Annotated in this window: 22 protein-coding genes and 1 tRNA gene; 13 read left to right on the plus strand and 10 right to left on the minus strand. The window is 38.8% G+C overall.

Going from position 1 to position 25,229, the window contains the following annotated elements:
• The first annotated feature begins 6 nt into the window (after positions 1–6).
• From I597_RS05060 to I597_RS05070, 3 genes are read left to right on the plus strand one after another with little or no spacing between them, the layout of a single operon-like run.
• Entirely contained in the window at positions 7–726 is a 720-nt protein-coding gene (locus tag I597_RS05060; RefSeq protein WP_035327112.1) for a glycosyltransferase, read from the plus strand.
• Entirely contained in the window at positions 719–1,339 is a 621-nt protein-coding gene (locus I597_RS05065; RefSeq protein WP_035327115.1) for a lipid-A-disaccharide synthase N-terminal domain-containing protein, read from the plus strand. The genes I597_RS05060 and I597_RS05065 overlap by 8 nt, the downstream gene beginning before the upstream one ends.
• A complete protein-coding gene (locus I597_RS05070) occupies positions 1,336–2,997 on the plus strand; it encodes an ArnT family glycosyltransferase (RefSeq protein WP_035327117.1) in 1,662 nt (553 codons plus the stop codon). Before I597_RS05065 ends, I597_RS05070 begins: the two co-directional genes overlap by 4 nt.
• Here I597_RS05070 and I597_RS05075 read toward each other — a convergent pair.
• The 4 genes from I597_RS05075 to I597_RS05090 are packed head-to-tail and all read right to left on the minus strand — an operon-like array spanning position 2,972 to position 7,065.
• A complete protein-coding gene (locus I597_RS05075; RefSeq protein WP_052111919.1) occupies positions 2,972–4,399 on the minus strand; it encodes an MptA/MptB family glycosyltransferase in 1,428 nt (475 codons plus the stop codon). The two genes, I597_RS05070 and I597_RS05075, sit on opposite strands and share 26 nt — an antisense overlap.
• Entirely contained in the window at positions 4,396–5,886 is a 1,491-nt protein-coding gene (locus I597_RS05080) for a cellulose synthase family protein (RefSeq protein WP_035327119.1), read from the minus strand. The genes I597_RS05075 and I597_RS05080 overlap by 4 nt, the downstream gene beginning before the upstream one ends.
• Positions 5,886–6,578: a glycosyltransferase family 2 protein gene (locus I597_RS05085; protein WP_035327121.1), complete on the minus strand. Its 693-nt coding sequence runs from the start codon at positions 6,576–6,578 to the stop codon at positions 5,886–5,888. The genes I597_RS05080 and I597_RS05085 overlap by 1 nt, the downstream gene beginning before the upstream one ends.
• Before the next feature lie 4 nt (positions 6,579–6,582).
• Positions 6,583–7,065 (minus strand): toxin-antitoxin system YwqK family antitoxin, encoded by a 483-nt coding sequence (locus I597_RS05090; protein WP_035327123.1) that lies wholly within the window; start codon positions 7,063–7,065, stop codon positions 6,583–6,585.
• Between the two features lie 67 nt (positions 7,066–7,132).
• On the opposite strand from I597_RS05090, the gene I597_RS05095 reads away from it, so the two are divergent.
• Positions 7,133–8,248, plus strand: a complete 1,116-nt coding sequence (locus I597_RS05095) for an NAD(P)/FAD-dependent oxidoreductase (protein ID WP_035327126.1) — start codon at positions 7,133–7,135, stop codon at positions 8,246–8,248.
• A gap of 44 nt (positions 8,249–8,292) precedes the next feature.
• Entirely contained in the window at positions 8,293–8,751 is a 459-nt protein-coding gene (locus I597_RS05100; RefSeq protein WP_035327128.1) for a 3-oxoacyl-ACP synthase, read from the plus strand.
• Here the strand turns inward: I597_RS05100 and I597_RS05105 are convergent, their stop codons facing one another.
• Entirely contained in the window at positions 8,752–9,693 is a 942-nt protein-coding gene (locus I597_RS05105; protein ID WP_035327131.1) for an ABC transporter ATP-binding protein, read from the minus strand.
• Positions 9,694–9,783: 90 nt separating this feature from the next.
• Between I597_RS05105 and I597_RS05110 the strand changes: the two genes are divergently transcribed.
• The 3 genes from I597_RS05110 (at position 9,784) to I597_RS05120 (ending at position 12,423) form a co-directional block, all read left to right on the plus strand.
• Positions 9,784–10,755 carry a type I phosphomannose isomerase catalytic subunit gene (locus tag I597_RS05110; RefSeq protein ID WP_035327134.1) on the plus strand — a complete coding sequence of 324 codons (972 nt, stop codon included), beginning with the start codon at positions 9,784–9,786 and terminating at the stop codon, positions 10,753–10,755.
• Between the two features lie 77 nt (positions 10,756–10,832).
• A complete protein-coding gene (locus tag I597_RS05115; protein ID WP_035327136.1) occupies positions 10,833–12,059 on the plus strand; it encodes a metallophosphoesterase in 1,227 nt (408 codons plus the stop codon).
• A 64-nt stretch (positions 12,060–12,123) separates the two neighbouring features.
• A complete protein-coding gene (locus I597_RS05120; RefSeq protein ID WP_035327138.1) occupies positions 12,124–12,423 on the plus strand; it encodes a thioredoxin family protein in 300 nt (99 codons plus the stop codon).
• Position 12,424: 1 nt separating this feature from the next.
• Here the strand turns inward: I597_RS05120 and I597_RS05125 are convergent, their stop codons facing one another.
• Positions 12,425–13,090, minus strand: coding sequence for a polysaccharide deacetylase family protein (locus tag I597_RS05125; protein WP_035327141.1), 666 nt, complete (start codon positions 13,088–13,090; stop codon positions 12,425–12,427).
• A 12-nt stretch (positions 13,091–13,102) separates the two neighbouring features.
• Complete coding sequence (locus I597_RS05130; protein ID WP_035327144.1) at positions 13,103–16,408, minus strand: glycosyltransferase family 117 protein; 3,306 nt, start codon at positions 16,406–16,408, stop codon at positions 13,103–13,105.
• 256 nt (positions 16,409–16,664) lie between these two features.
• On the opposite strand from I597_RS05130, the gene I597_RS05135 reads away from it, so the two are divergent.
• Positions 16,665–16,737 (plus strand) — tRNA-Gln (locus I597_RS05135).
• Between the two features lie 105 nt (positions 16,738–16,842).
• Here the strand turns inward: I597_RS05135 and I597_RS05140 are convergent.
• Both I597_RS05140 and I597_RS05145 read right to left on the minus strand, forming a co-directional pair.
• On the minus strand, positions 16,843–17,190 hold the full coding sequence (locus I597_RS05140; RefSeq protein WP_035327147.1) for a hypothetical protein: 348 nt from the start codon (positions 17,188–17,190) through the stop codon (positions 16,843–16,845).
• A gap of 172 nt (positions 17,191–17,362) precedes the next feature.
• Positions 17,363–18,196, minus strand: coding sequence for a universal stress protein (locus I597_RS05145; RefSeq protein ID WP_081965006.1), 834 nt, complete (start codon positions 18,194–18,196; stop codon positions 17,363–17,365).
• 214 nt (positions 18,197–18,410) lie between these two features.
• Here I597_RS05145 and rimP point away from each other — a divergent pair, with 214 nt between their 5' ends.
• From rimP to infB, 3 genes are read left to right on the plus strand one after another with little or no spacing between them, the layout of a single operon-like run.
• On the plus strand, positions 18,411–18,875 hold the full coding sequence (rimP, locus tag I597_RS05150; RefSeq protein WP_035327150.1) for a ribosome assembly cofactor RimP: 465 nt from the start codon (positions 18,411–18,413) through the stop codon (positions 18,873–18,875).
• Positions 18,876–18,886: 11 nt separating this feature from the next.
• Complete coding sequence (gene nusA, locus I597_RS05155) at positions 18,887–20,119, plus strand: transcription termination factor NusA (RefSeq protein ID WP_035327153.1); 1,233 nt, start codon at positions 18,887–18,889, stop codon at positions 20,117–20,119.
• Positions 20,120–20,172: 53 nt separating this feature from the next.
• Positions 20,173–22,953 carry a translation initiation factor IF-2 gene (gene infB / locus I597_RS05160; RefSeq protein ID WP_035327156.1) on the plus strand — a complete coding sequence of 927 codons (2,781 nt, stop codon included), beginning with the start codon at positions 20,173–20,175 and terminating at the stop codon, positions 22,951–22,953.
• Positions 22,954–23,246: 293 nt separating this feature from the next.
• Here infB and I597_RS05165 read toward each other — a convergent pair whose 3' ends face one another.
• Complete coding sequence (locus I597_RS05165; protein WP_035329008.1) at positions 23,247–23,636, minus strand: SPOR domain-containing protein; 390 nt, start codon at positions 23,634–23,636, stop codon at positions 23,247–23,249.
• Between the two features lie 221 nt (positions 23,637–23,857).
• Between I597_RS05165 and I597_RS05170 the strand changes: the two genes are divergently transcribed.
• Positions 23,858–25,156: a c-type cytochrome gene (locus I597_RS05170; protein ID WP_035327159.1), complete on the plus strand. Its 1,299-nt coding sequence runs from the start codon at positions 23,858–23,860 to the stop codon at positions 25,154–25,156.
• Positions 25,157–25,229: the final 73 nt, after the last annotated feature.

Below are 25,229 nucleotides of genomic sequence, written 5' to 3' on the forward strand. Positions count from 1 at the left end.
TAGACTATGGAGTATCGTCTCACCATTGTTGTACCTGTGTATAATGAAGAAGATAATCTCTTACGAGTAGAATCTGAGTTTAATACCTATTTTAAAACCGCAAAAGCAAAGAGTAAAGTGCTTTTTGTAAATGATGGCTCTAAGGATACGAGTCTAGATATCATAAAAGACATTTGTGCACGTAGCACAGATTTTGAGTACATCGCCTTTACAGAAAACTGTGGCTTAAGTGCTGCTATAAAAGCAGGTTTTGATCACGCAGATACTGAGTTGGTTGGGTATATAGATAGCGATTTACAAACGGCTCCAAATGATTTTAATATACTCATTGAAGAGATAGGACCTTACGATCTAGTTACGGGTGTACGTGCAGATAGGCAAGACTCTTTTGTTAAGAATATGTCTTCAAAAATTGCAAACGGCATACGTCGCTCTTTTACCCACGATGGGATGGATGATACAGGCTGCCCACTCAAAATCATCAAGACAGATTATGCACAGCGCATCCCTATGTTTAAGGGATTACACCGTTTCTTGCCAGCAATGATATTATTACAAGAAGGTAAAGTAAAACAAGTGCCAGTGCGTCATTTTCCGCGAGTGGCGGGTGAGGCAAAATTTGGGGTTTGGAACCGCCTTCTAGGGCCGCTTATGGATTGCTTTGCTTATCTATGGATGAAGAAAAAGTATATTAATTATAAAGTAGGAAACTCCAGCCGTGGATAGTCTGTCGTTACTTGCTGTGCTTGCCCAAATCCTCTTTGGAGGAAGAATGCTTTCGCAGTGGTTACTTTCAGAAAAAAGCAAGAAGGTAGTAACACCTTTAACCTTCTGGTGGCTTAGTCTTTCTGGGTCCTTTGTACTGTTTATATACGGTTACTTCCGTACAGACTTCCCGCTTATGCTGGGGCAAGTGCTGGGATACATCATTTACATAAGAAACCTACAGATACAAAAGCAGTGGAAACTCTTGCCTAAATGGTCTCAGTTTCTCATAATAGCAATACCCATAGGCATCATTGCATATGGCTGGAATAATGGAAAGTTTGATCTAGCCGCCCTCTTCTCAAAAGATGAGATGGCTACCTGGCTACTTACTTTAGGTATTGTAGCACAAGTATTATTTACCCTGCGCTTTGTATACCAATGGTTTTATGCAGAAAAGAATAAAGAGGCGACACTTCCTTTAGGCTTTTGGTTATTTTCTTTTACTGGAGGACTGCTGTCACTCGTATACTTTTTATACAGAGTAGATTATGTGATGGTCCTCTCCTACTCGCTAGGTACGTTTATCTACGCTCGTAATATTTACCTTTATTATACATCAAAAACAGCGTGATAGAGCAATTAGAAAAGCGTCCTGTACTCGTCATCACCTTTGTGGTGCTTGGTATGTTATTGCCTTTTCTAGATGCGCTAGAAGTAACCATAATGGAGGCGCGCAATTTTATCTCTGCAAGAGAAATGCTCACAGATAATAACTGGCTACTCACTACAATGAATGGAGAGCCCCGTTATGAAAAGCCACCATTACCTACCTGGCTTACGGCACTATCAGGCTATGTGTTTGGTATAAAAAGTGTCTGGGCAATGCGACTTCCTGCAGTACTTATGGTTGTATTATTAGGGAGTGTTGTTATTACGCTTTCGCGAAAGCTTACTCTTTCTCCTCGTCATAGTTTACTTAATGGATTGATAAGTGTTACATCTCTTTATGTGGTGCTCATCATTTTTGAGGCTCCTTGGGATATTTATGCTCACGCATTTATGCTCTCTGGGATTTATTGCCTTTTTAGTAATTTAAGAAGTCCGTCTGGAGAAAGTAATACCTTGAAGTGGGTAATCGCAGCATTATGCATAGGTGCATCTATACTAAGCAAAGGGCCTGTGTCGCTCTATGCGCTGTTTTTACCTTTTGTGATTGCTTACCTAATAGAATATAGGAGAGAGACGAGTCGTAAAAAGTGGTTGCCTTTTATAATAACCATATGTATGGGCCTTGTGATAGGTTTCTCCTGGTATATTTATGTAAGAAGTGCAGATCCTGTTACCTTTGCAAGAATCGCCGAAAGGGAGACAGGTAACTGGACGAGTTATAATGTGCGTCCTTTTTATTACTACTGGAGCTTTTTTGTTCAAAGTGGTCTCTGGACGATACCTGCTTTTATAAGCCTCCTTTATCCTTATTTAAAAACACGTGTGTTACACCGTAAAGAGTACACATTTACCTTATTGTGGACCTTGCTGGCTGTCGTTTTACTATCTGTCATACCAGAGAAAAAGTCGCGTTACTTGATGCCTGTTTTAATACCGCTTGCATTTACAATAGGTTTTTATATACATTATCTGGTAAGGAGCTTTAGTAAGCTTACAGATAGAAGAGAGACCTTGCCGGTTTATTTCAATATTGGGTTGATAGGTACTTTAATTATACTGGGAGGTTTAGCGCTGCTTACACTGGGGTGGCGATTGGCTTACCTCTCTGTATTAGATATTCTACCCAGTGTTTTTGTTGTTTTAGCTGGGGTTTGTGTCATTTACTTTCTAGTAAAAAAGGAGCTCTATAAGAGCTTACTATCGTTTGTTATTGCTCTTGTATTACTCGTAAATGTCGGTTTTAATGAACGATCTCAATTTAAGAAGTATGCGCACCAGTCTGTTAAGAGTAGTTCACTCGATAAGCGAGTTGAGACTTCTTTTAAAGCCTTTGAGAACTTACCGGTACTACCTGTGTATGGACTTAATGGTGCCACTCCAGAAATGGTGTGGGCTGCAGGTCAAAAAATCCCAAGGCTTTGTAAAGATGATGAGCTTGTGATGCCAGGTGAAGATAGTTTTTATACACTTGTTTTCTTTGAAGACGATTGGCTCGTATCTGAAACCTTTCCAGATATGCAACATAAGTTTATGTTTACTTTAGAACTTAATACTGCAGGCCAACCTAGTCGCAATTATACAGATAGAAAAGTGGCTAGTGTTTATCTAGTTGAGCAGTAGGTTTTGGCTTCCAAAACACCTCCCATACAAAAAAACCTATAACAGTGATATACTCTATAGCGACAAGCCATAGGTTTTCTTTAAATCCATCTGCACCATAGGCAGCGTAGCTTAGTATAACTGTAGCGCTCCAGACTAAAGGAAAGCGATAGCGAGTAAACACACAGAGTAATAATGGTGTCGCTACATACCAAGGGTGTACGGTAGTCGATAATAAGAAATAAAAAAACATCCCTATGAGGATGGCCGTTATCATAGCCTGCAAGCTACGGTTGTTGCGTATAAAAGCGAGTAGTATAAGAAGTACAACTACAATTTTAGGTAGTAGTGGCCCTACATCTCCTATAATATTCCAGCCTATAACTTGATAGCCTATATACCTTATGATGTAATAGATGCTCGCATTAAATTCAAATTTTTGAAACCATAAGGCAATGGTAGTGCCAAAATTTTCAGCAAAAGCACCGCTTAAAAATGGTATAAATGTAAGCACCACAACTCCTAGGGTGATGAGGTAAAAGTAAATGAGTCTAGGTGTGTTTGTTTTTATTTCGCGAAAGCGGACTTTCCAAGGATATGAACTTCTAAAGTGGGTTGTCTTACCGCCACCTCTGGTTAAGAAGTATTGCATAAATAGGGGTAAAAATAACAGCGGTAATAGCTTAGTCGATATGGAGAGTGCTAAGAACACAGCACTTAAAATCCATTTGCCTTGCGATAACTTGTAAAGGGATAGTACAACAAGAAAAAGCATTACAGACTCAAAGTGCAAGTTGCCCGTCATCTCGATGATGATAAAAGGATTTAAGGCATACCAGAATATATTATAGATAGGTAAGCCTAACTTAGTGAGTAGTTTTTTACCGTATATGATTGTACCTATATCTGCCAGTATAATTACTATTCTAAATGTGATAACGCTTCCTAGGATACTTTTACTTGAGAAAAGTGCTGCAACTAAGAATATGAGCTGGTTAACTGGTGGGTAGTTTGTAAAATGACTAGCATTGAGTGTACCCATACCGGCATAGAGCTCTTGAGCTTGCGCTACAATGCTTGTTGTACCCGCATCAATATAACTTTGTGGAGTGCTTAAATACGGGTTGTAGCCTTGTATGAGCATACGGCCATCCCAAATAAACCTATAGAAGTCTTGAGAGAGGTTAGGCGTAGCATTTATAAAAATTATCCTGGCTAGGATGGCAATAAAAAAGAGAAGGCCAAAATCATTTTTACCTCTCTTTACGATTAGATAAAAAGAGGCAAATAAAATACTGTAAAGACTTACTAGAAGAGGAAAATCTGATCGCTGTAAGTGATGTGCAAATAGGTAGTAAACAACAAGAGAAACAACTGCAAGAAGCAATGAGGTTTTTTGATATTTCCACAGTTTTGCTATCACGCTTTGCTCGTTAACGACTTAAAGAATACAAACCCAAAACCTATAAATAACATTAGGTGAAAAGGGAATAGTCCAAAATCTCCTCCTTGATCTCCTACCACAAAGGCAGAGTACATCCCAAAGGCAAAGTATAGCATTAATAGCCCTTCAAAAATCACATTTATAGAGATGTTTTTCTTGATGTATTTGTTGCCTTTCCAAGATTCCTTGAGTTCACTTATGTTGAATTTTGGGGTGCGTATAAAGTCACTACGTTTCCCTAAGTGCCCTTCTATTACTGCTATAGAGTTATGCAATGAGAAGCCCATTGCGATACTAAAGAATGTAAAGAACATCCCTATATAACGTATAAATTGCTTAAAACCGCCACCGTAAATACTCTTAAACATAAACCAGTAACATATAAAGAATATCACACTACTTATGACAAAGAAAGACATCACGTAAAAGTAAGGCTTAAGGTGAGCATACTCGTTCTTTATATATAACATAGGGATGCTAAGTATCGCTACGATGAGCACGTTTAAAAACATTGTGCTGTTAAGTAAGTGCAGTATGCCGTGCATCTTAGTTTTTGTAGAAAGGCTCTTGCTTGTGACCACTTTTTTAGACATCTTCTGGAAGTTCTCTGCACCACCTTTATTCCATCTAAACTGTTGTGAGCGTGCTGCACTTATAACCACAGGTAATTCTGCAGGAGTTTTTACATCCTCTAGGTACTTAAATTTCCAGTTTTTAAGTTGTGCTCTATAACTTAGGTCTAGGTCTTCTGTAAGTGTATCTCCTTCCCAGTTGCCAGCATCTTCTATACACTGCTTGCGCCATAGCCCTGCGGTACCGTTAAAGTTTATAAAGTGACCTTTACTGTTGCGACCTACTTGCTCTAATGTAAAGTGAGCATCTAGAGCAAAAGCTTGTACTCTAGTAAGTAGTGAGTACTCTCTATTAATATGCCCCCAGCGAGTCTGTACTACACCTATGTTTCGATCTTTAAAGTAAGGCACTGTGCGTTGCAGCCAGTTGGGCTCGGGAAGAAAATCTGCATCAAAAATGGCTATATATTCTCCCTTTGCAACCTTAAGTCCTTCCTTAAGAGCACCAGCCTTAAAGCCAGAACGGTCTTCACGAGTAACGTGCTTTATATCTAAACCTTGATTTTTAAGTCTCTCAATATGATTTTTTGTGCTCTCAAAAGACTCATCTGTACTGTCGTCTAGTACTTGTATCTCCAGCTTCTCCTTTGGGTAGTCTAGCAACGCAATATTGTCTAGTAATCGCTCCATCACATAGAGCTCATTATATACAGGTAGCTGTATAGTAACTAGTGGGATTTGAGTCGGGTCTTTAAAATTGAACTTTGGGGCATCGTCTTTAATGCGCTGCGCTCTTAGGTAATTAAAAAGCAAGTTGAGTTGCGATAGGCTGTAGGCAAATATGATAACTAGCGATATCGTGTAGATAACTATGATAGATATTTCTAAAATCATTACTTAAAACTGTATTTAAAAATCCACCCTAATATTTTTACTCCTGCCATAACTGCGCCCTTTACAGTACCAGATACTTTTGAAACGCCTATTCGGTTTCTGTAGTTTACGGGTACTTCGGTATATTTCATTTTCTTTTTTAAGACCTTAAGTTGCATCTCTACAGTCCAGCCATATGTTTTATCTTCCATCTCTAAGGCGAGAAGGCTGTCATATTTCATTGCTCTAAATGGGCCAAGATCTGTAAAACGTGCGCCAAAAAATAGACTCATAAGCGTTGTGGCTAGCCAGTTTCCAAAAATTTGTGGTCCTGTCATAGACCCGCTTTCGCGAAAGCGTTTATCTCTAGCACCAATCACCATATCACAGTTGTCTTGCACAATAGGTGCGATTATCTTAGTAAGCTCTTCTGGGTAATCACTATAATCACCATCTAAAAAAACAACGATGTCTGGCTTAGGAGTATGGCTCGCAATATAATTCATCCCTTTAAGGCAAGCATAGCCATAACCCATTTGCTCTTCTCTTAAAACGGTAGCTCCATTTTCTTGAGCAACTTGCTCTGTGTTATCTGTAGAGGCATTACTTACTACAATTACTTCGTTAACAATAGCGGGAATGTCTTGTAGAACAAGTCCTATAGAATCTTGTTCATTGTAGGCTGGTATAATAACTTTTATAAGGGGCTCCATAATGCTAGTAGAAAGAGATGTCTGGATTATCACGGCGAAAAGCTCTTACACTTGTCCATTCACCTTTTAATTGATTTGCTTCGTATTTTTCTACTTTGATGAGTTTGTTGTTTTTATAGACTAAGCAAAAACCTTCTTGCTCATTATTTACATATTGAGTTTTGCGTGTTTCTTGCCGCGCAATATCGTAAAAAATCCACCAATTTTGCGCTTTTCCCTGCTCATAATGCCCCTCGCGCACTAGTTTTCCTTGGGGATTGAAAAAATACCAATAGTCGGTTTTAAGGTTATTTGTATAGTGACCTTGAGACATAAGCTCACCATTACTATGGTAAAATTTCCAGTACTTAATCTTTTGCTCACCCATAACCCAGCCTTCGGCTTTAATGATACCATTGTCGTGATATTCTTTGTGATAACGGTTAGGCTCTGCCATAAAAAGCAGTTGAGATACAAAAATAAAGATGATAAAACCTTTGCTAGTCATAGCACCTTAGACGAGAGAAGTTAGAGTCACTAACACATAAAATGTATTTTTATACAAAAACAGATGTATGGAGTTTAGTTTTTGGGAGCAAGAAGCGTGGTTTACTAATGTAGATTATACCGTAATAGGAAGCGGTATTGTAGGGCTTACGTGTGCTTTACGCTTACGCGAAAGGTTTCCAAAAGCAAAGATACTCGTGTTAGAAAGAGGAATGCTTCCTAATGGTGCAAGTACAAAAAATGCGGGATTTGCCTGTTTTGGTAGTATTTCAGAAATACTAGATGATCTAAAATCACACTCAGAAGATGAAGTCGTAGCGCTTGTTAAAAAAAGAATAGAAGGCCTAACAAAACTGCGAGCGTTGCTTACTGATAAGGGTATCGACTATCAAGAAAACGGAGGCTACGAGCTATTTTTAAAGAAGGACAACAGTCTCTATAAGCAATGTGTTGAAGCCATACCTACTATAAATAAATTGCTCTTTCCTATTTTCAAAAAGGAAGTATATAGCTTAAAATCAAATGACCTGCAATGTGATGGAATCCACGACCAAGTTATCTTTAATAATAGTGAGGGGCAAATAGATACTGGGCGTATGATGCAATCACTTTTGCAACTCGCTCAGTCTAAAGGAATCTTGATTTTGAATAATACAAACGTAATTTCTTATGCCGAAAATGCTATTGAAGTAACCATTGTCACTAACTCTATACAGTTCAAAACAAAAAAGCTCCTCATTGCTACAAATGGCTTTGCAAAAAAGCTAGGTCTTACTCAAGTAAAACCTGCACGAGCACAAGTTTTGATAACTAATAAGATACCTGATTTGCACCTTAAAGGTACTTTTCATCTTGATAGAGGGTATTACTATTTTAGAAATATAAATGGCAGGATACTTTTAGGCGGTGGTCGTAATCTGGACTTTAAAGGAGAGGAGACTACCGTAATTGCACAAACAGAAATAATCCAGCAAGAGCTAGAGCGACTACTTGAAGAGGTCATTTTACCCAATACAAAGTTTGAGATTGCCCATAGGTGGAGTGGCATTATGGGAGTAGGTAGCCAGAAACAGCCTTTACTTAAAAAATTATCAGACCACACGTATTGTGGGGTTCGGCTAGGAGGTATGGGTGTTGCCATAGGCGCAACAGTGGGAGAAGACTTGGCAAATCTTATTGCGTAGTGTAGGTTTATAATAGACTATTTTTACAGACCGTAATATCACTTATGACCCATCCTGAAATAAAAGAAGAACTTCTCAAAGCTTGTAAAGAGCATCTTACGCAACGCAGAGATGTGGTGCAGCAAATTCTAGATAATGTAGCAATTTCATTAAGAGAGGAAACTAAGAGTACAGCTGGAGATAAACACGAGACCGGCAGAGCGATGTTACATTTAGAACGTGAGAACGCTGGCAAGCAACTGGCGGCGATAGAAAAACTAGAACAAATCTTTCTTAGAATAAAGCTTGATCTTTCAGAAGGTCCAGTGCACTTGGGTAGCGTTGTCGTCACCTCACAGGCATCCTATTTTATTTCTATTCCTGTAGGAGCTATAAAAGTAGATGGTCTCACTTTTTATGCAATAGGTATAGGCTCACCTATAGGTCAATTACTAATGGGTAAACGAGAAGGTGATGAAGTGCGCTTTCGCGAAAGCGTAATAAAGATCACTACAATCTACTAGTTACTTGAGATTAATGTATGTAGTGTCTCCTTTAACAAGGTTACTTTCAGAATTAAAAAGTATAGATTGCCCGTCACACAAAGCCTCTATCAAATAATGGGTTCCCATAAAATAACTTCTGGTAATCTCAACCTTTATGCCCTCTGGAGAGATTGTGAGCTGGTGTGGGTAGCGCAGTAGCTGCTCATCTTTTTGTGCATCTGGAAAAAACCATTGCTTAGGTAGCTTATTAAGATCTCCAAAAAGGGAGCCTACGTAATAGGAAGGAGGGTTGTTATATAGCCTTTGAGTTTGCTCGTGAGCGATTATAGTTCCATCTCGCATAACAATAGTCTTGTCCATATATGATAAAACATCTGTGCTGTCGTGTGTAGCAACGAGGCAGGTGATGTTTTGCTTTTTTAGGTATGCAAAGAGACGCCTGCGAAGCTTGTTTTTTCTAAAGTTATCAATGTGGGAGAATGGCTCATCTAGTAATAGGAGTTCTGGTTCTTTCGCTAGTGTTTGTGCTAGCGCTACCCGTTGTTTTTGTCCGCCAGAGAGGGTTTTTACGTGAGCAGATGCAAAGGGAGTCATTTCTACCACTTCTAGTAATTCTTCGGTTCTGGCCTGGCTAGTTTCTGGCTCTAGTCTGCTTAAGTATTTATGAATATTTTCTGTGACAGATGTGTAAGGCATTAGGTCAAAATCTTGCGAAAGATATTTGATATATGGCATCCCGGGAATAAGATTTTCTTCAGGACCAGTTACCTTTTTATTATCAAAAGTTATAGAGCCTTGGTCTAAATCATAAAGACCGTAAATCATTTGCAATAACGTGGTTTTACCGCAACCACTCTCGCCTATAATAGCTGCGTGTGTACCCTTTTCAATTTGAAGTTGTATAGGTCCCACATTAAACCGTTCAGAAATAGAAAATAAGACATCTGTAAGTATAAGCATAGCGTTTACAAAAATACAGATCGCCGGTAAGATATAAACGCAGAGAGCGACTTTAGTAAGCTATACGTATATTTGCAGTCTTATACTATTATGAATTTATACCCCTTATTTTTTACTCCGCTTTTTAAGTATCGCCTTTGGGGTGGTACAAAATTACGTACAGTTCTTCACAAAGAATTTGATGGAGATCATATAGGTGAGTCTTGGGAGGTTTCTGGAGTTACCGGCAGTGAGACTATTGTCTCAAATGGACCACTTGCAGGTAAAACCCTCAATGAGTTGATAGCTAGTTATGGCGCAGACTTTCTAGGGGAAGCAGTGATTGATAAATTTGGAAGTCATTTTCCGCTACTCATAAAGTTTTTAGATACAGAAAAGCCACTTTCGGTGCAGGTACATCCTGGAGATGCGATAGCAAAAGCGCGTCACGACTCTTATGGTAAAAATGAAATGTGGTATATTATGGATGCAGAGCCAGATGCAGAGATTATAGTGGGCTTTGAGAATGATACAAAACCAGAAGATTACACTCAGGCAGTTAGTGATGGTTCTATAATCGATTTACTTCACAAGGAAAATGTTTCTAAAGGTGATATTATTCATATTCCTGCAGGACGAATACACGCAATAGGAGCTGGTATTATGCTAGCCGAAATACAGCAAACCTCAGATGTGACATACAGAGTGTATGATTATGATAGAGTAGATGCAAAGACTGGTAAAAAACGAGACCTACATACAGAGCAGGCTACAGATGTGTTAGATTATAATGGGTGTGAAAATTACAAGACCCCTTATAACGCTGAGCTTAATACTTCTGTTCCAGTTATAGAAGATCATTACTTTACGACAGCTGTGTTAGATTTAGAAGGTGAATTACTTAGAGATTATAGTCATCAAGATTCTTTTACCATACTAATGTGTGTGGCAGGAAGTACTTCATTTATATATGATGATAAGACTTATAATTTTAAGCAAGGTCAGACAGTTATACTTCCAGCTAAGGTCAATACGATACAATTTATAAGTGCCCGCGCTACTATTCTTGAAGTAACTGTATAGCTCACTAATAGTTAAAGAAAAGTGAAATACAGTATTGGGAGGTTGTGACCAGCTATTTTTGTTAAAATTCTTTATTTGTGCTTAGACTCATATTTTTTATTGCCTTTATTATAGCCTTAGATGTTTATGCCTACCAAGCATTCAGATTCTTAGTAAAAGGTAGATGGGGTACGATATTATACTTCCTTATCACCTTATTTATAATAGGAGGGATGATTTATCAATTCTCTACAGGAGGTAGGCGCAATATGAGCCCGCTTACACAGTTCTTTATCGTCTCTTTTGTGATTTTGATAGTTTGTAAGTTAGTCATTATCGCCACAATGTTTGGCGAGGATATATTCAGACTTATAAAGGGAGGTCTCAATAAACTTACTGGAAACACGCAGGGCAGTGCAATTCCATCCAGACGTAAGTTTGTAAGCCAGATTGCCCTTGGTCTAGCAGCGATACCTTTTGCATCTATTCTTTATGGTGTGATTAAGGGGCGTTATAACTTTAAGGTACTTAAATATACACTCAGTTTTGATGATTTACCTGAAGCGTTTGATGGATACAAGATTACTCAAATAAGTGACGTGCACAGTGGTAGTTTTGATAATGCCGAAAAGCTAGACTACGCTATAGATTTAATAAATGAGCAGGCAAGTGATGCTATATTATTTACTGGAGATATGGTAAATAATGAGGCGGCAGAGATGGAGCCTTGGAAAGACACCTTTGCAAGACTCAAAGCACGTGACGGTAAGTTTTCTGTTTTAGGAAATCACGACTATGGTGATTACATAGACTGGCCTACGCCAGAAGCTAAGATTGCAAATCTTGATAGACTTAAAGAAATTCAAAAAGAGATGGAGTTTAAGCTTCTCCTTAATGAGCATCATTATATTGAAAAAGATGGGCAACGTCTCGCTATAGTAGGTGTAGAAAACTGGGGTGAAGGCGGATTTAAAAAAGCTGGAGATCTTAATAAAGCAATCTCTGGACTTGCTCAAGATGACTTTAAAATATTGATGAGTCACGACCCTTCACACTGGGAGTATGAGGTAAAAGATCACCCAGAGCATTTTCACCTTACACTAAGCGGTCATACCCACGGTATGCAGTTTGGTATTGAGATACCAGGATGGTTTAAGTGGAGCCCTGTGAAGTGGCGTTACAAGTACTGGGCAGGTATTTATGAAGATGCAAAGCAATACATAAATGTAAACCGAGGGTTTGGGTATTTAGCTTTCCCTGGTAGGGTAGGAATCTGGCCAGAGATAACTGTTATAGAGTTGAAAAAAAGTGGTAAAAACGCATAGTAAGGAGAATATACTATCTTTACGAAGCTTGAAACCCCTGATTGTTTAATTAAAATTGTAGGGTATGTCAAAATTTGGTGAACTTATTGATCTTAATATTCCGGTTCTTTTAGACTTCTACACTGAGTGGAATGAAGACTCTGTATCAATGCATCCCATACTTAGAGATGTTGCTGCGGCAGTAGGAGATAAGGGTAAAGTCATAAAAATAGATGTAGATAAAAACAATGAGCTGGCAGATGCATTGCGCATTAAAAGTTTACCCACACTCATTATCTATAAAAACGGGGAGATGATATGGCGCCAGAGCGGTGAGCTAGATGCAAATACCATTATAGGTATTATGCAAGAATATGCCTCTTAGATTATCCTAACCTTCCAAAAGTAAAACCCGCTTTTTCAAAATAGTCTATCGTGCGCGGTAGTGTGTATTTCATATTTTCAAAGGCTTTTACACTGTCGTGAAAAACGATAATATCTCCATTTTTTGCCTTCTTAATTACATTATCAAGACACTGTTCTGGAGAAGTATGCGCATCCCAGTCAAAGGCAATCACGCGATACATTATAATCGTATAACCAAGTTTCTTTAAGACTCTAGCTTGCTTGCGTTTTATCTTTCCGTAGGGCGGTCTAAAGAGCGGCGCAGTAGGAGTGTTTATTGTCTTAGGTAAATGAGTCGATATTTCCTCTTCGGCGAGCCTAACATTATCTATATATGCGTCTGTGTTTGTTTTCCAACCATTCAAGTGATGCTGGGTGTGGTTTCCTATGGAGTGACCGCTTTGGCATATGCGTTTAAAAATTTCTGGATGCTTCCGTACATTATCACCTATATAGAAAAAGGTAGCGGGAATGGGTTTTTTACGCTTTCGCGAAAGCGTATCTAAAACAAACGCTGTCACCTCTGGTGCCGGGCCATCATCAAAAGTGAGATAGACGGTTTTCTTACTAGTCTTTTTGTCCCAAACATACCATTGCGGGTATAACCATTTAAGGAATGCTGGGACTCTGGACAGTTTTAAGTACACGTGCTAATATATCTACTCCTCTATAATTGAGTCTGCATTAATCGCACCACCTGTTGCTGGTACTGTTTCTAATGGCGCTTCTACAGCACCATTTTCTGGCTCCTCATCATCTCCTAGTAGATAGGGGAACGAGCGCATATAGTTGTCATAAATTTGAGCCTCTTTTTCAAAGAGCTCTCTATCATCATTTATGATAAGTAGGTCTACAAGGCTTCTATACTTCTCAATGTTTGTAAGTATCTCTTCGTAGTACTTGTATTGTAGCTCTGCATCTAGCGCGCTAAAGTATTTGAGTTGCTCTTGGTACTTTGTAGCTACTTCTTGCCATATGGCTTGAGCGCGCTGCTTTTCTCCTATCTCATAATAGCCAGTGATATATGGTTCAACCAGTGTGTAGAATTCAAAGATGTCTACTGGCATTTTTTCCATCGCGAGATCCATAACCTCTTTAGCCTTTTCTGGCTTATTTTCGGCTAGTAATTGCTCTACTAGACGTGCCATATTACCTCTGTAGGTAATTGCGTTTGTGCGCGTCTCACGATCGTGATAAATGTCTGGACTACCGCTATTACCCCAATACCATTTTTTTACAATGTCATACATCTTATCTGCATCTACGCGACCCATATCATACGGGTTACGAGGGTCTATAGGTGTGCGTATAGGGATGAGCTTGTAGGTAACACCATCTAGCTGCAGGTAATCCTTCATCCATAAGTAATCATCATCACCAAAGCTTCCGCCTGTGAAGTAGATAGGACGCTCCCAGTTGTTACTTGCTATTATATCTAGCATAAGCAGTCTGTTTTTATAAAGCACATTGCCACTTAACTCGATGTCTATGTAAGGTACAATCTCATCTGCATCATCTATAGGGACAATCTTGTTTTTAAGCACAGACTCTTTATCTACTGGAATTCTTATTTTCTTGCTAGGGAAGGTATTAAAGAACTGCCCTTTTGCATACTCAACCTTAGTCCTTGGGTCGTCACTTGCGATAAAGTTCATCCACTGTGCGATTGGGATAATGGAGTCTTTGGTCTCTTGATAAAACAGGGCCTCTCTATTATCTGCCGCATACTTGTCGTGAGTTAGAGTACTTGGCACCGGCGGACTTTTATATGCAGCGCGCTTCATCTGGTCAAAATACCAGTCTGTGTTTATTAAACTTGTATTTACAATACGCACATCTGTACGATAGCCTTCTATCTCTTGTACATACCATAGGGCAAAGGTGTCATTATCACCTATGGTAAATATGATGGCGTTCTCATCTACAGAGTCTAGGTATTTTCTAGCCATTGCTAGCGCTGTTTTTCTGCCAGAACGATCGTGGTCATCCCAGTTTTGAGATGCTAGAAGTACAGGTGCAGCCAGTAAGCATACCACAGCCACAATAGGCATTGCTATTTTAGGTTTTATAAAATCTTTTACAATATCAAAGAGAGCATAAACGCCAAAACCTATCCACATTGCAAACACATAAAAGGAACCTACAAGCGCATAGTCACGCTCACGAGGTTCAAAAGCACGCTCGTTGAGGTATACTTTTAAGGCAAGACCCGTAAATAAGAAAAACACGAGTAACACTGCAAAGCGTTTCCAGTCTTTACTTGCGTGAAAGAGTAGACCTAGTAATCCTAATAATAATGGTAAGAAGTAGTACGTGTTGCGCGCCTTGTTGTTCTCAACATCAGACGGTAGGTTTTCTTGCGGTCCTAAAAAGATACCATCTAGCCAGTCTATACCAGAAATCCAGTTACCGTTAAAGTCATCGCCTTTACCTTGTATGTCGTTCTGGCGACCTACAAAGTTCCACATAAAGTAGCGCCAGTACATATACCCAAACTGGAAGCTGAACATATAGTTCATATTGTCACCAAAAGATGGTTTTTCTACATCGAGATACTGACCTATCTGGCTTTTTAAGAAGGCATCATATCCCTCATAGTTTACCTTGCCGTCTCTAAAATCTATTTTGAACTGCGTCACAACATCTTGAAGATACTGGCGATCTTCTTCGGACATATTTGGGTCGTACTTAATACTAAACTTAAGTGGCCCTGTATACTGCATATAGTTTGCATTATTTTCTGGGCTCCACATTCTTGGTAAAATAGCTTTGTGAGCGTCATCAAGATTTTGCTTTGCATTGCGCCACTGGTTTACAACTACATACTTGCCTAGTTTTTCATCTTTTTCATAAAGCTTTGGCTTATCTAGGTAGGGAGTATCTGGATCTAGCCCTGCATAGTCTGCTGTAAACTGTGGTCCGTAAAACAGTTTTGTTTCTGGATACTGCTCACGGTTATAGTAAGAGAGTAGTGATCGTGCATTAGAAGGATTGTTCTCATTTATAGTTGTTCCTGCATTTGCACGTATAGGTAACATCATCCAGCTTGAGAATCCTATAAAAATGTATAACATACATAACAGCATTGTATGTATGAGGGGTTTGTTACGCTTTCGCGAAAGCGTTAACCCATAATAAAACAATCCTACTAGAAGTAAGCCAGCAATAATAGTCCCACTATTAAACGGTAGCCCGATAGAGTTTACAAAGAATACTTCTAGGTATCCAAAAAGCGATAGTGTGTAAGGAAGGAGTAGTTTGAAAATAAACATCAATATGGCTACCACAATAACTAGCGCGATAAGAAGGTTTTTTGGGGTAACCTTTTCTGTATTTTTAAAAAAATAAAGAAGACCTATTGCTGGTATGGTGAGTAATCCCATAAAGTGAATCCCAAAAGAGAGCCCCACAATAAATGAGATAAGTATGAGCCAGCGGTTACCACGAGGTTTGTGCATATCACGTTCCCATAATAACCCAAGATAGAATAGTAAGGATAGTACAACTGCAGCAGGAGCATAAACCTCTGCCTCTACGGCATTAAACCAGAAGCTGTCTGTAAATGTAAATGCAAGTGATCCTATAGCTGCACTTGCAAGGATGGCAAGCTGCTTAGTTTTTGTGATAAGTTCCTTTTCTTCTGTGAGCGTTCTTGTAAGAAGCAAAGTAAGTGACCAGAACATAAATAGTATGGTAAATGCACTACTTAAACAAGATAGATAATTTACTGCAAGAGCTATGTAGGTAGGGTCTGGTGCAAAAATAGAAACAAAGGCTCCTAGTATTTGATAAAGAGGTGCTCCCGGTGGGTGACCTATCTCAAGTTTTGACGAGGTAGATATGTACTCTCCTGCATCCCAAAAACTAGCCGTAGGCTCTACGGTAAGAGAATATACTATAAGGGCAATGGCAAATACGGTCCACCCTAAAATCTTATTATACTTCGCAAAGTTGAAGTCGCTCATTATGTTATATTTTGTAAAGGGACGAAGTTAAGCAATACCCCTGATTTGTGGTAACGTAGTCGTGGCATTAATTATTTCTTAAAAATGAATATTTCAAATTTTAATAATTATGCTCTGAGATTCATTTATAGCTGGTTATCACGAGTTTTCAAGGTCATCAAAAATATTTTTTTAAAAATGAGTCATTTTTTTTAAAATAATGTTTGTGAATGTAAAACTTTCCTTTAAATTTGCACTCGCTATTGAAAAAACATAGTGGCCTATGGTGTAATTGGCAACACGTCTGTTTTTGGTACAGAAGAGTCTAGGTTCGAGACCTAGTGGGCCAACTTAAAAACCCGACCTTTAATTAGGTCGGGTTTTTTTATTTCAATAATCACGAAATAAATTGGGGAAGTTAATATCTTCTTGTAGCGGCTTGTCTAACAAGGTGCTTATGCAGATAATGGCTGTATCACGTGGTAATAAGTAAGCATATTTTTATAAAAACGTAATGAACTATGCGTATCTTCTATACACGACTTTAAAAATTCATTAAATCTTCTGTAATCTACAGGGACTTGAACGCGTGCAGTCTCCTTAAGAGCACTGTCTACCATTACTTCAAGGATAACAACTTGATTTTCTGGTTCAAAATGTACTGCCTCTGCTTGGAAATATTTTTTAATAAGCGCTTTGTGAAGACTTGTAAAATCTACAGGTTGACCAGGGTGTGATTCACAACTATAATCTATAAGATTATGCAACTCTGTGAGAACGGTGTGTTTTAATGATCTGTTCATAATCAATATTTTGTTTAAATGTACTCACATCTCTCTTTGTAAAATCGTAATAAAATGCTAATTAGCAATTAGTTAACAGAGTTGTGTGGTGTGATTACGCTTTCGCGAAAGCATAAAAAAACACCTTCACAGTGAGTGAAAGTGCCTTAATGTATAATAATCAAGTATTGGTTCAGATTCTAAAAGTAATGATGGGTCTTTTGGCGTGGTTTACAAGCCCCTCGCTTAGGGAGCCGTTTAGAAAATGAGAGAGTCCTTTTCGGCCGTGAGTACCTATGCCTACAATTCCAGCATCTATCATTTCGGCAAAATGTAGGACGCCACTCTCTATGCTATTATCATTATAAATATTGAGAGAGTAATTTGTAATGTCTGGTTCTTTTGCCATAAATTCTTTCATTATCTCTTCTATGTCGTGGGTAGTTTGGAAGTTGCTAGGAGTGTTTACATAGAGCATATGTAGTTTTATATCGCTGTCTTGTGCAAAAGCAGCTGCTTTTTTAAAGGCACTATGATTTTCTTCTTTAAAATCGCATACATACACAAACTTGTCTAGTTTGAACAACTCGTGCTTTTGTTTAATAATAAGAACGGGCACTTTTGAGTTTCTTACTACTTTCTCAGCATTTGAGCCTATAAAAAATTCGTGTAACCCGCTATCGCCGTGGGATCCCATCACGATTATATCAGATTCGTACTTGTCTACGTAGTCCATAATGCCTTCAAAGGCTCCATCAAACTCGGCAGTTTCTTCTACAGTAATACCATCTAGATAAGGAGCATTCATCATTGCTTCAAATTTTTGATGTGCGAGTTTCATAAAGAAAATGGCTTCTGGTAAATCGCTTTGTTGTCCAGACACAGCATCTACTAGTTGCATAGGTAGATCTACCATATGTAATAGGTTTATAGAGGCGTTGTGTCGCCTGGCAAGATCTGCTGCAACTCTTAGTGCATTTTCGGCCTGTTCTGAAAAGTCTGTGGGTACAAGTATTTTTTTGATCATAAGAGCATAGTTTATAGTTAAACAATACCATAGTGCTATGCCTTGCGGGCTAGTTATATGGCTTTAAATACTTTGAAAGAAGGGTCTCATAAATTTACAAAATAATAGGGAGCCATTACGGCTTTTAATAACGGATAATTTATAGTATATTTGCACCGTTGAAAGACGCAGTGAATACAGAGGGGACAGCGGTCCCCTCTTTTTATAGGCTTATATGTTGAAGGAAAAAGTAACCAATTTACTACAAGAGGCACTGGATGAAAATCCAAATTTGTTTTTGATTAGTCTTGATATTCAAGGGAATAACGAGGTTAAAATTATCATAGATGGAGATGATGGTGTGAAGGTGGAAGATTGTATTGCGGTGAGTCGCAAGGTAGAGCATAACTTAGATAGGGAAGAAGAAGATTTTTCTTTAGAAGTGATGTCTGCTGGTGCTACAAGCCCTTTAGCTATACCTAGGCAATATAAAAAGAATGTTGGAAGGCATCTTGAGGTTAAGAAAGAGGATGGGACAAAAATCGAAGGATTAATGACCGATGCTACAGATACAGACGTAACGCTCACTTGGAAAACAAGAGAGCCAAAACCTGTTGGAAAGGGGAAAGTCACTGTTCAAAAGACAGAAACGATTTCTTATAGTGAGATAGTGCAAGCAAAAGTGATGATTAAATTTTAACAAAAGTTGATATGGAGAATTTAGCGTTAATCGATTCTTTTTCAGAATTTAAGGACGATAAATTAATAGATCGTGTGACCCTGATGGCCATCTTAGAAGAGGTGTTCAGAAGTACGTTAAAGAGACGTTTTGGAAGTGACGATAACTTTGATATAATTATAAACCCTGATAAAGGAGATCTAGAGATCTGGCGTAACCGTGTGGTTGTTGCAGATGGAGAGGTGGAAGATGATAATGAAGAGATCTCATTAACAGATGCACGTAAGATTGAAGAAGATTTTGAGGTAGGTGAAGATGTATCAGAAGAGGTGAAGCTTATAGATTTAGGCCGTCGCTCTATTTTGGCACTACGTCAAAACTTAATAAGTAAAATACACGAGCACGATAATACAAACATATACAAGCAGTTTAAAGAGCTAGAAGGTGATTTGTATACAGCAGAGGTTCACCATATACGTCACAGAGCAATAATATTGCTTGATGATGATGGAAACGAAATTATATTACCAAAGGATCGCCAGATACCTTCAGATTTTTTCAGAAAAGGAGAAAATGTACGTGGAGTGATAGAAAGCGTTGAGCTTAAGGGTAATAAGCCTGCAATTATTATGTCTAGAACATCTCCATTGTTTTTGGAGAAGTTGTTTGAGTCAGAGATACCAGAAGTGTTTGATGGTTTAATTACTGTTAAAAATGTAGTGCGTATCCCGGGTGAAAAGGCAAAAGTAGCAGTAGATTCTTATGATGATCGTATAGATCCAGTAGGGGCTTGTGTAGGTATGAAAGGATCTCGTATACACGGTATCGTAAGAGAGTTGGGTAATGAAAATATTGATGTTATTAATTACACGACTAATCTTAATTTATATATTACAAGGGCTTTAAGTCCTGCTCGTATCACGAGTATTAAGATAGATGAAGAAAATAAGACTGCGCAAGCAGTGCTTAAGCCAGAAGAGGTGAGTAAAGCAATAGGTCGTGGAGGTCATAATATACGTCTTGCTGGGCAGCTTACTGGTTATGAAATTGACGTTTATAGAGAAGGGGTAGAAGAAGATGTTGAGCTTACAGAATTTTCAGACGAGATAGAAGCGTGGGTAATCGAAGCTTTTGGAAAAATAGGACTCGATACAGCGCGTAGCGTACTCGAGCAAGAAGTTAGTGATCTTGTACGACGTACAGATCTAGAAGAAGAAACAGTACTTGATGTGATGCGTATCCTCAAGGAAGAATTTGAAGAATAAAGTATCCTACTCTCAATAGTAAAGTAGGTATAGATAATAATTTAGAGCAGTTTATGGCAGCAACAATGCGATTAAACAAGGTATTACGGGAATTGAACATTTCTCTTGATCGTGCCGTAGAATTTTTAAATTCTAAGGGTGTGGAGATAGAGGCACGTCCGACTACGAAAATTTCGACTGAAATTTACGAGGTGCTTTCGGGTGAGTTTCAAACGGATGCCAACAAGAGAGTAGCTTCTAAGGAGGTTGCAGAGGCAAAAGAAAAGGAGAAGGAAGCATTGCGCGCCGCTCGTGAAGTAGAAATTGAGGCAAAAGCTGAAGCGAAAGCGGCAGCGCCTAAAAAGCAAGAGGTCGTTAAAGCTAAAGCACAGTTAGATGGACCAAAGCAAGTAGGAAAAATTGATCTTTCAAAGGGATCTGGAAAACCAGCACCTGTTAAGGAAGAGAAAAAGCCAGAGGTCAAGAAGGAAGAGGTTAAAAAGCCAGAAGTTCCTGTTGCTCCTGTAAAAGAGGAGGTAAAACCTACTCCAAAACCTGCTGTAGAAGAAAAGAAAAAAGAAGAAAAGCCAAAACAAGCTGCTCCTATAGAAAAAGAAGCAAAGAAAGTTCAGGCTCCTGCGGCAAGAAAGGAAGAGCCTAAGAAGGCTGATACTCCAGAAAAAGAAGTGGGTCTAGGTGATGAAGTTATCAAGACTGACTATAAAAAACTGGACGGACCTAACTTCACAGGTCAAAAAATTGACCTTTCTAAGTTTAAGAAGCCAGAAAAGAAATCATCTTCAGACGATAAGAAAAAACGTCGCCGTCGTATTACAAAACCAGGTACAGGTGGCGGTAAGCCGGGAGGAAATAACCGAGGCGGAAACAATAACAACAACAACCGTGGTAATGCTGGAAAGGGTAGAGGGCGTGTTGTTAAGGCAGAGCCTACAGAAGAAGAAGTACAAAAACAAATACGTGAGACTCTTGAAAAACTTCAAGGAAAGTCTAATAAAGGTAAAGGTGCAAAATACCGTCGTGATAAGAGGGATCAGCACCGTCAAAAGACAGAAGATGATCTAGCTCAACAAGATGCAGAAAGCAAAATCCTTAAAGTAACAGAGTTTGTTACAGTAAGTGAAGTAGCTACAATGATGGATGTGGGTGTAACGCAAATTATATCTGCGTGTATGTCACTGGGTATGATGGTAACGATGAACCAGCGTCTAGATGCAGAAACATTATCTATTGTTGCAGATGAGTTTGGATACTCTGTAGAGTTTGTAACTGCAGATCTTGAAGATGCAATAGAAGATGTTGAAGATTCTCCAGAAGACTTAGTAGAAAGAGCTCCTATTGTAACCGTTATGGGTCACGTAGATCACGGTAAAACATCGTTACTGGATTACATCCGTAAGGAAAATGTAATTGCAGGCGAGAGTGGAGGTATAACACAGCACATAGGTGCATATGGTGTACAGCTAGAAGATGGTAAAAAAGTTGCCTTTTTAGATACTCCAGGTCACGAGGCCTTTACGGCGATGCGTGCTCGTGGTGCTCAAGTAACAGATATTGCTGTTATTGTAGTCGCTGCAGATGATGATATAATGCCACAAACTAAAGAGGCAATCTCTCACGCTCAGGCAGCAGGAGTACCTATAGTTTTTGCAATAAATAAAATTGACCTTCCAGCGGCAAACCCTGAGAAGATTAAAGAAGGGCTTGCGCAGATGAATCTTCTTGTAGAAGATTGGGGTGGAAAAATCCAATCACAAGAAATATCTGCAAAGAAAGGTACGGGAGTGAAAGAATTACTTGAGAAAGTATTACTTGAAGCCGAGCTATTAGAGCTTAAAGCAAACCCAGATAGAAATGCAAACGGTACAGTTGTAGAAGCATTCTTAGATAAAGGTCGAGGATATGTATCTACCATACTTGTCCAAGCAGGAACGCTTGAAGTGGGTGATTACGTACTAGCGGGAACTACCTCTGGTAAAGTAAAAGCGATGCACGATGAGCGTGGTAAGAAAATTAAGAAGGCTGGACCTTCTACTCCGGTCTCTGTTTTAGGACTAGATGGAGCGCCACAAGCAGGTGATAAGTTTGTTGTAATGACAGATGAGCGTGAGGCAAAAGATATTGCTACTAAGCGTACACAGCTGCAACGTGAGCAGAACGTGCGTACACAACGTCACATAACACTTGATGAGATAGGTAGACGTATTGCTCTTGGAGACTTTAAAGAACTTAATATTATCCTTAAAGGTGATGTGGATGGATCTGTAGAAGCACTTACAGATAGTTTCCAAAAATTATCTACAGAGGAGATTGCTGTAAATATTATACACAAAGGTGTAGGAGCTATTACAGAAAGTGATGTACTGCTTGCTTCAGCTTCAGATGCGATTATTATCGGGTTTAATGTACGTCCAGCAGGTAATGCTAGACAGGTAGCTGATAAGGAAGAAATCGATATCCGTACATACTCTATCATCTATGATGCGATCAATGATCTTAAAGATGCGATGGAGGGAATGTTATCACCAGAGATGCGTGAGGAGATTACAGGTACGGCAGAGATACGTGAGACCTTTAAGATATCTAAAGTTGGTACAATTGCAGGTTGTATGGTTACAAATGGTAAGATATTTAGAAATTCAAACATACGTCTTATACGTGATGGTGTAGTAGTTTACACAGGTGAGCTTGCTGCCCTTAAACGTTTTAAAGATGATGTAAAGGAAGTTTCAAAAGGATACGATTGTGGTATGCAGATTAAAAACTACAATGACATCAAGCTGGATGACGTTATAGAAGCATTCCAAGAAGTAGCTGTAAAGAAGAAGCTTAAATAATATAAAGCTATATTTAATATATAATCGCCTTAGAGTTTATCTAAGGCGATTTTTTTATGCGCTTTCGCGAAAGCGTATAATTACCCTAAAAAAACACCTTTTGAGCAGTTTTGGGCCTTTTAAATGGCTTTCTCATACGGATTGTGCTGTCGTTTGTGAGAGCACGTTTGCTTGGTAGTTTGAGCTTGTTAAATTATGTGCTGCGAGTGTGAGTTTTGTTTAAATTAAAAGCATAAAAAATCCTCAATATCAAAAAGGTATTGAGGATTTTTTATAGGGTCTTTACGGGTGGGCTAGTTATCTGGTTTAAAAATAAAAGCACTAGAAAATTCCTTTCTTATTTCCATAAGAGCGCGATCTGCTTCTAGCCTATTTCTAAAGTTTCCTATCCATACTTTATAGTTAGGTGTTTCGTGTTTAATGGCAGATGTCCAGGTGCCTATGCGGTTACGATACTTCTTAAGTGTAGCGCTGGCAGTGTTTAAGCTCCCTGAGTATAGTTGTATCTTATATCTGTCTGCTAGTTTGTTGTCTTTTGTAAGGCTGCTTTTTAAATCAAGTAATTCGGTAATTCTATTGTCTTGATTTACGGTTACTTGTGCAGATTGCGCTTTCGCGAAAGCGGAAAAAGTAAGGGTAACTGCTATGGCAATTACGATATGTTGAAACGGTTGTACGCTCATAATTTGCTGATTTTGAACAAAGGTAAAAGATAAAAACTTAAACAAATTAATATTATTATTTAGAACTATTATAAATTAGTAAGAACCCCCGTAAGGTGCCCTAAAAAATGCAGTTTGTGTAGTATTTTTGCATACCATTTTGTGCGCGGGTTTAACAGGTTCTTAACGAGCTTAACAGTATAAAAACCGTGCCATCTTTTTGAAGCTAATTCAATATTAATATGATACAGGTTAAACGCCAAAATTCATTCTCGAGAATACTTACCCTAGCTGCGGTAGTGCTTCTCACTTTATCTAGTTCTCTTTTTGCACAAGATGCACCTGCGGCTGATGCTAAGGCTGGTGAGGCTTTGTTTAAAGCAAATTGTGCAGCTTGTCACAAATTATATAAGCCTATGACTGGGCCGTTACTTCACCAGGTTTCTGAGAAGTACGACCGTGAGTGGTTATATAAGTGGATCAAGAATAGTCAGGGACTTATCAAGTCTGGAGACCCTCTTGCTGTAAAAGTATATGAGGAGAATGGTAATAAAGTGATGAACTCTTTTCCTGCATTATCAAATGCAGATATAGATAACATTCTAGCGTATACAGATACGCCAAAACCAAAAGCGCCAGAAGTAACAGCTGTCGTTGGAGGTGCAGATGGAAATCAAGGAGGTGGAGTTTCAAATAACCTTATCCTTGCGATTCTTGGATTTGTGTTGTTGCTTCTTGTTGCTGTATTGTTTTTGGTAAACAACACACTTAACAAGTTTGCTTCTGCTCAAGGAATTGAAATGCCGGTAGCGGAGAAGCGCAAGCCTATCTGGAAAGCCTTTGTTGAAAATCAATTCTTAGTATTAGTGTCGGTAATCTTCTTATTATTAGGAAGTGCATACTTTGCTTACGGGTGGATGTCACAAGTAGGGGTTGATCAGGGGTATATGCCTGTGCAGCCTATACACTACTCGCACAGAATTCACGCAGGAGAGAATGCAATAGAGTGTAAGTACTGTCACTCTTCTGCAAGAGTGTCTAAGCATTCTGGTATTCCATCTCTTAATGTGTGTATGAACTGTCACAAGTCTATCGCAGAAGTTGCTGGACCTGAGTCTGAGTTTAGCTCTGTTACTGAAGATTACTCTAAGGAATTTTATGATAAAGAAATCCAAAAGCTTTATAAAGCTGTAGGTTGGGATGAGGCAACACAATCATACACTGGGGAAACTCAGGCGGTAGAGTGGGTGCGTATTCATAATCTTCCGGACTTTGCATACTTTAATCACTCACAGCACGTAAGTGTGGCTGGTATAGAGTGTCAGAAATGTCACGGTCCTGTAGAGGAGATGGAGATTATGTATCAACACGCGCCTCTTACTATGGGATGGTGTATAAACTGTCACCGTGAGACTAACGTGAAGATTGAAGGTAATGCATATTACGAAGAGATTCACGAGCAACTTGCAAAGAAGTATGGTGTTGAAAAAGTGACGGCTGCTCAAATGGGTGGTCTGGAATGTGGTAAATGTCACTACTAATAAAGAGAATTTAAGTTTCGAAAGAAACCCTTAATAAAGGTTGCTGAGCGTAGTCGAGGCACAAATTAATAAA

The sequence above is a fragment of the Dokdonia donghaensis DSW-1 genome (assembly GCF_001653755.1).
Taxonomy (GTDB): Bacteria; Bacteroidota; Bacteroidia; order Flavobacteriales; family Flavobacteriaceae; genus Dokdonia; species Dokdonia donghaensis.

Coding starts and splice junctions, on each gene's coding strand:
- I597_RS05060 (WP_035327112.1), top strand. CDS start 7: ATGGAGTATCGTCTCACCATTGTTGTACCTGTGTATAATGAAGAAGAT.
- I597_RS05080 (WP_035327119.1), bottom strand. CDS start 5,886: ATGATTTTAGAAATATCTATCATAGTTATCTACACGATATCGCTAGTT.
- I597_RS05085 (WP_035327121.1), bottom strand. CDS start 6,578: ATGGAGCCCCTTATAAAAGTTATTATACCAGCCTACAATGAACAAGAT.
- I597_RS05090 (WP_035327123.1), bottom strand. CDS start 7,065: ATGACTAGCAAAGGTTTTATCATCTTTATTTTTGTATCTCAACTGCTT.
- I597_RS05095 (WP_035327126.1), top strand. CDS start 7,133: ATGGAGTTTAGTTTTTGGGAGCAAGAAGCGTGGTTTACTAATGTAGAT.
- I597_RS05100 (WP_035327128.1), top strand. CDS start 8,293: ATGACCCATCCTGAAATAAAAGAAGAACTTCTCAAAGCTTGTAAAGAG.
- I597_RS05105 (WP_035327131.1), bottom strand. CDS start 9,693: ATGCTTATACTTACAGATGTCTTATTTTCTATTTCTGAACGGTTTAAT.
- I597_RS05110 (WP_035327134.1), top strand. CDS start 9,784: ATGAATTTATACCCCTTATTTTTTACTCCGCTTTTTAAGTATCGCCTT.
- I597_RS05120 (WP_035327138.1), top strand. CDS start 12,124: ATGTCAAAATTTGGTGAACTTATTGATCTTAATATTCCGGTTCTTTTA.
- I597_RS05130 (WP_035327144.1), bottom strand. CDS start 16,408: ATGAGCGACTTCAACTTTGCGAAGTATAATAAGATTTTAGGGTGGACC.
- I597_RS05140 (WP_035327147.1), bottom strand. CDS start 17,190: ATGAACAGATCATTAAAACACACCGTTCTCACAGAGTTGCATAATCTT.
- I597_RS05145 (WP_081965006.1), bottom strand. CDS start 18,196: ATGATCAAAAAAATACTTGTACCCACAGACTTTTCAGAACAGGCCGAA.
- rimP (WP_035327150.1), top strand. CDS start 18,411: ATGTTGAAGGAAAAAGTAACCAATTTACTACAAGAGGCACTGGATGAA.
- nusA (WP_035327153.1), top strand. CDS start 18,887: ATGGAGAATTTAGCGTTAATCGATTCTTTTTCAGAATTTAAGGACGAT.
- infB (WP_035327156.1), top strand. CDS start 20,173: ATGGCAGCAACAATGCGATTAAACAAGGTATTACGGGAATTGAACATT.
- I597_RS05165 (WP_035329008.1), bottom strand. CDS start 23,636: ATGAGCGTACAACCGTTTCAACATATCGTAATTGCCATAGCAGTTACC.
- I597_RS05170 (WP_035327159.1), top strand. CDS start 23,858: ATGATACAGGTTAAACGCCAAAATTCATTCTCGAGAATACTTACCCTA.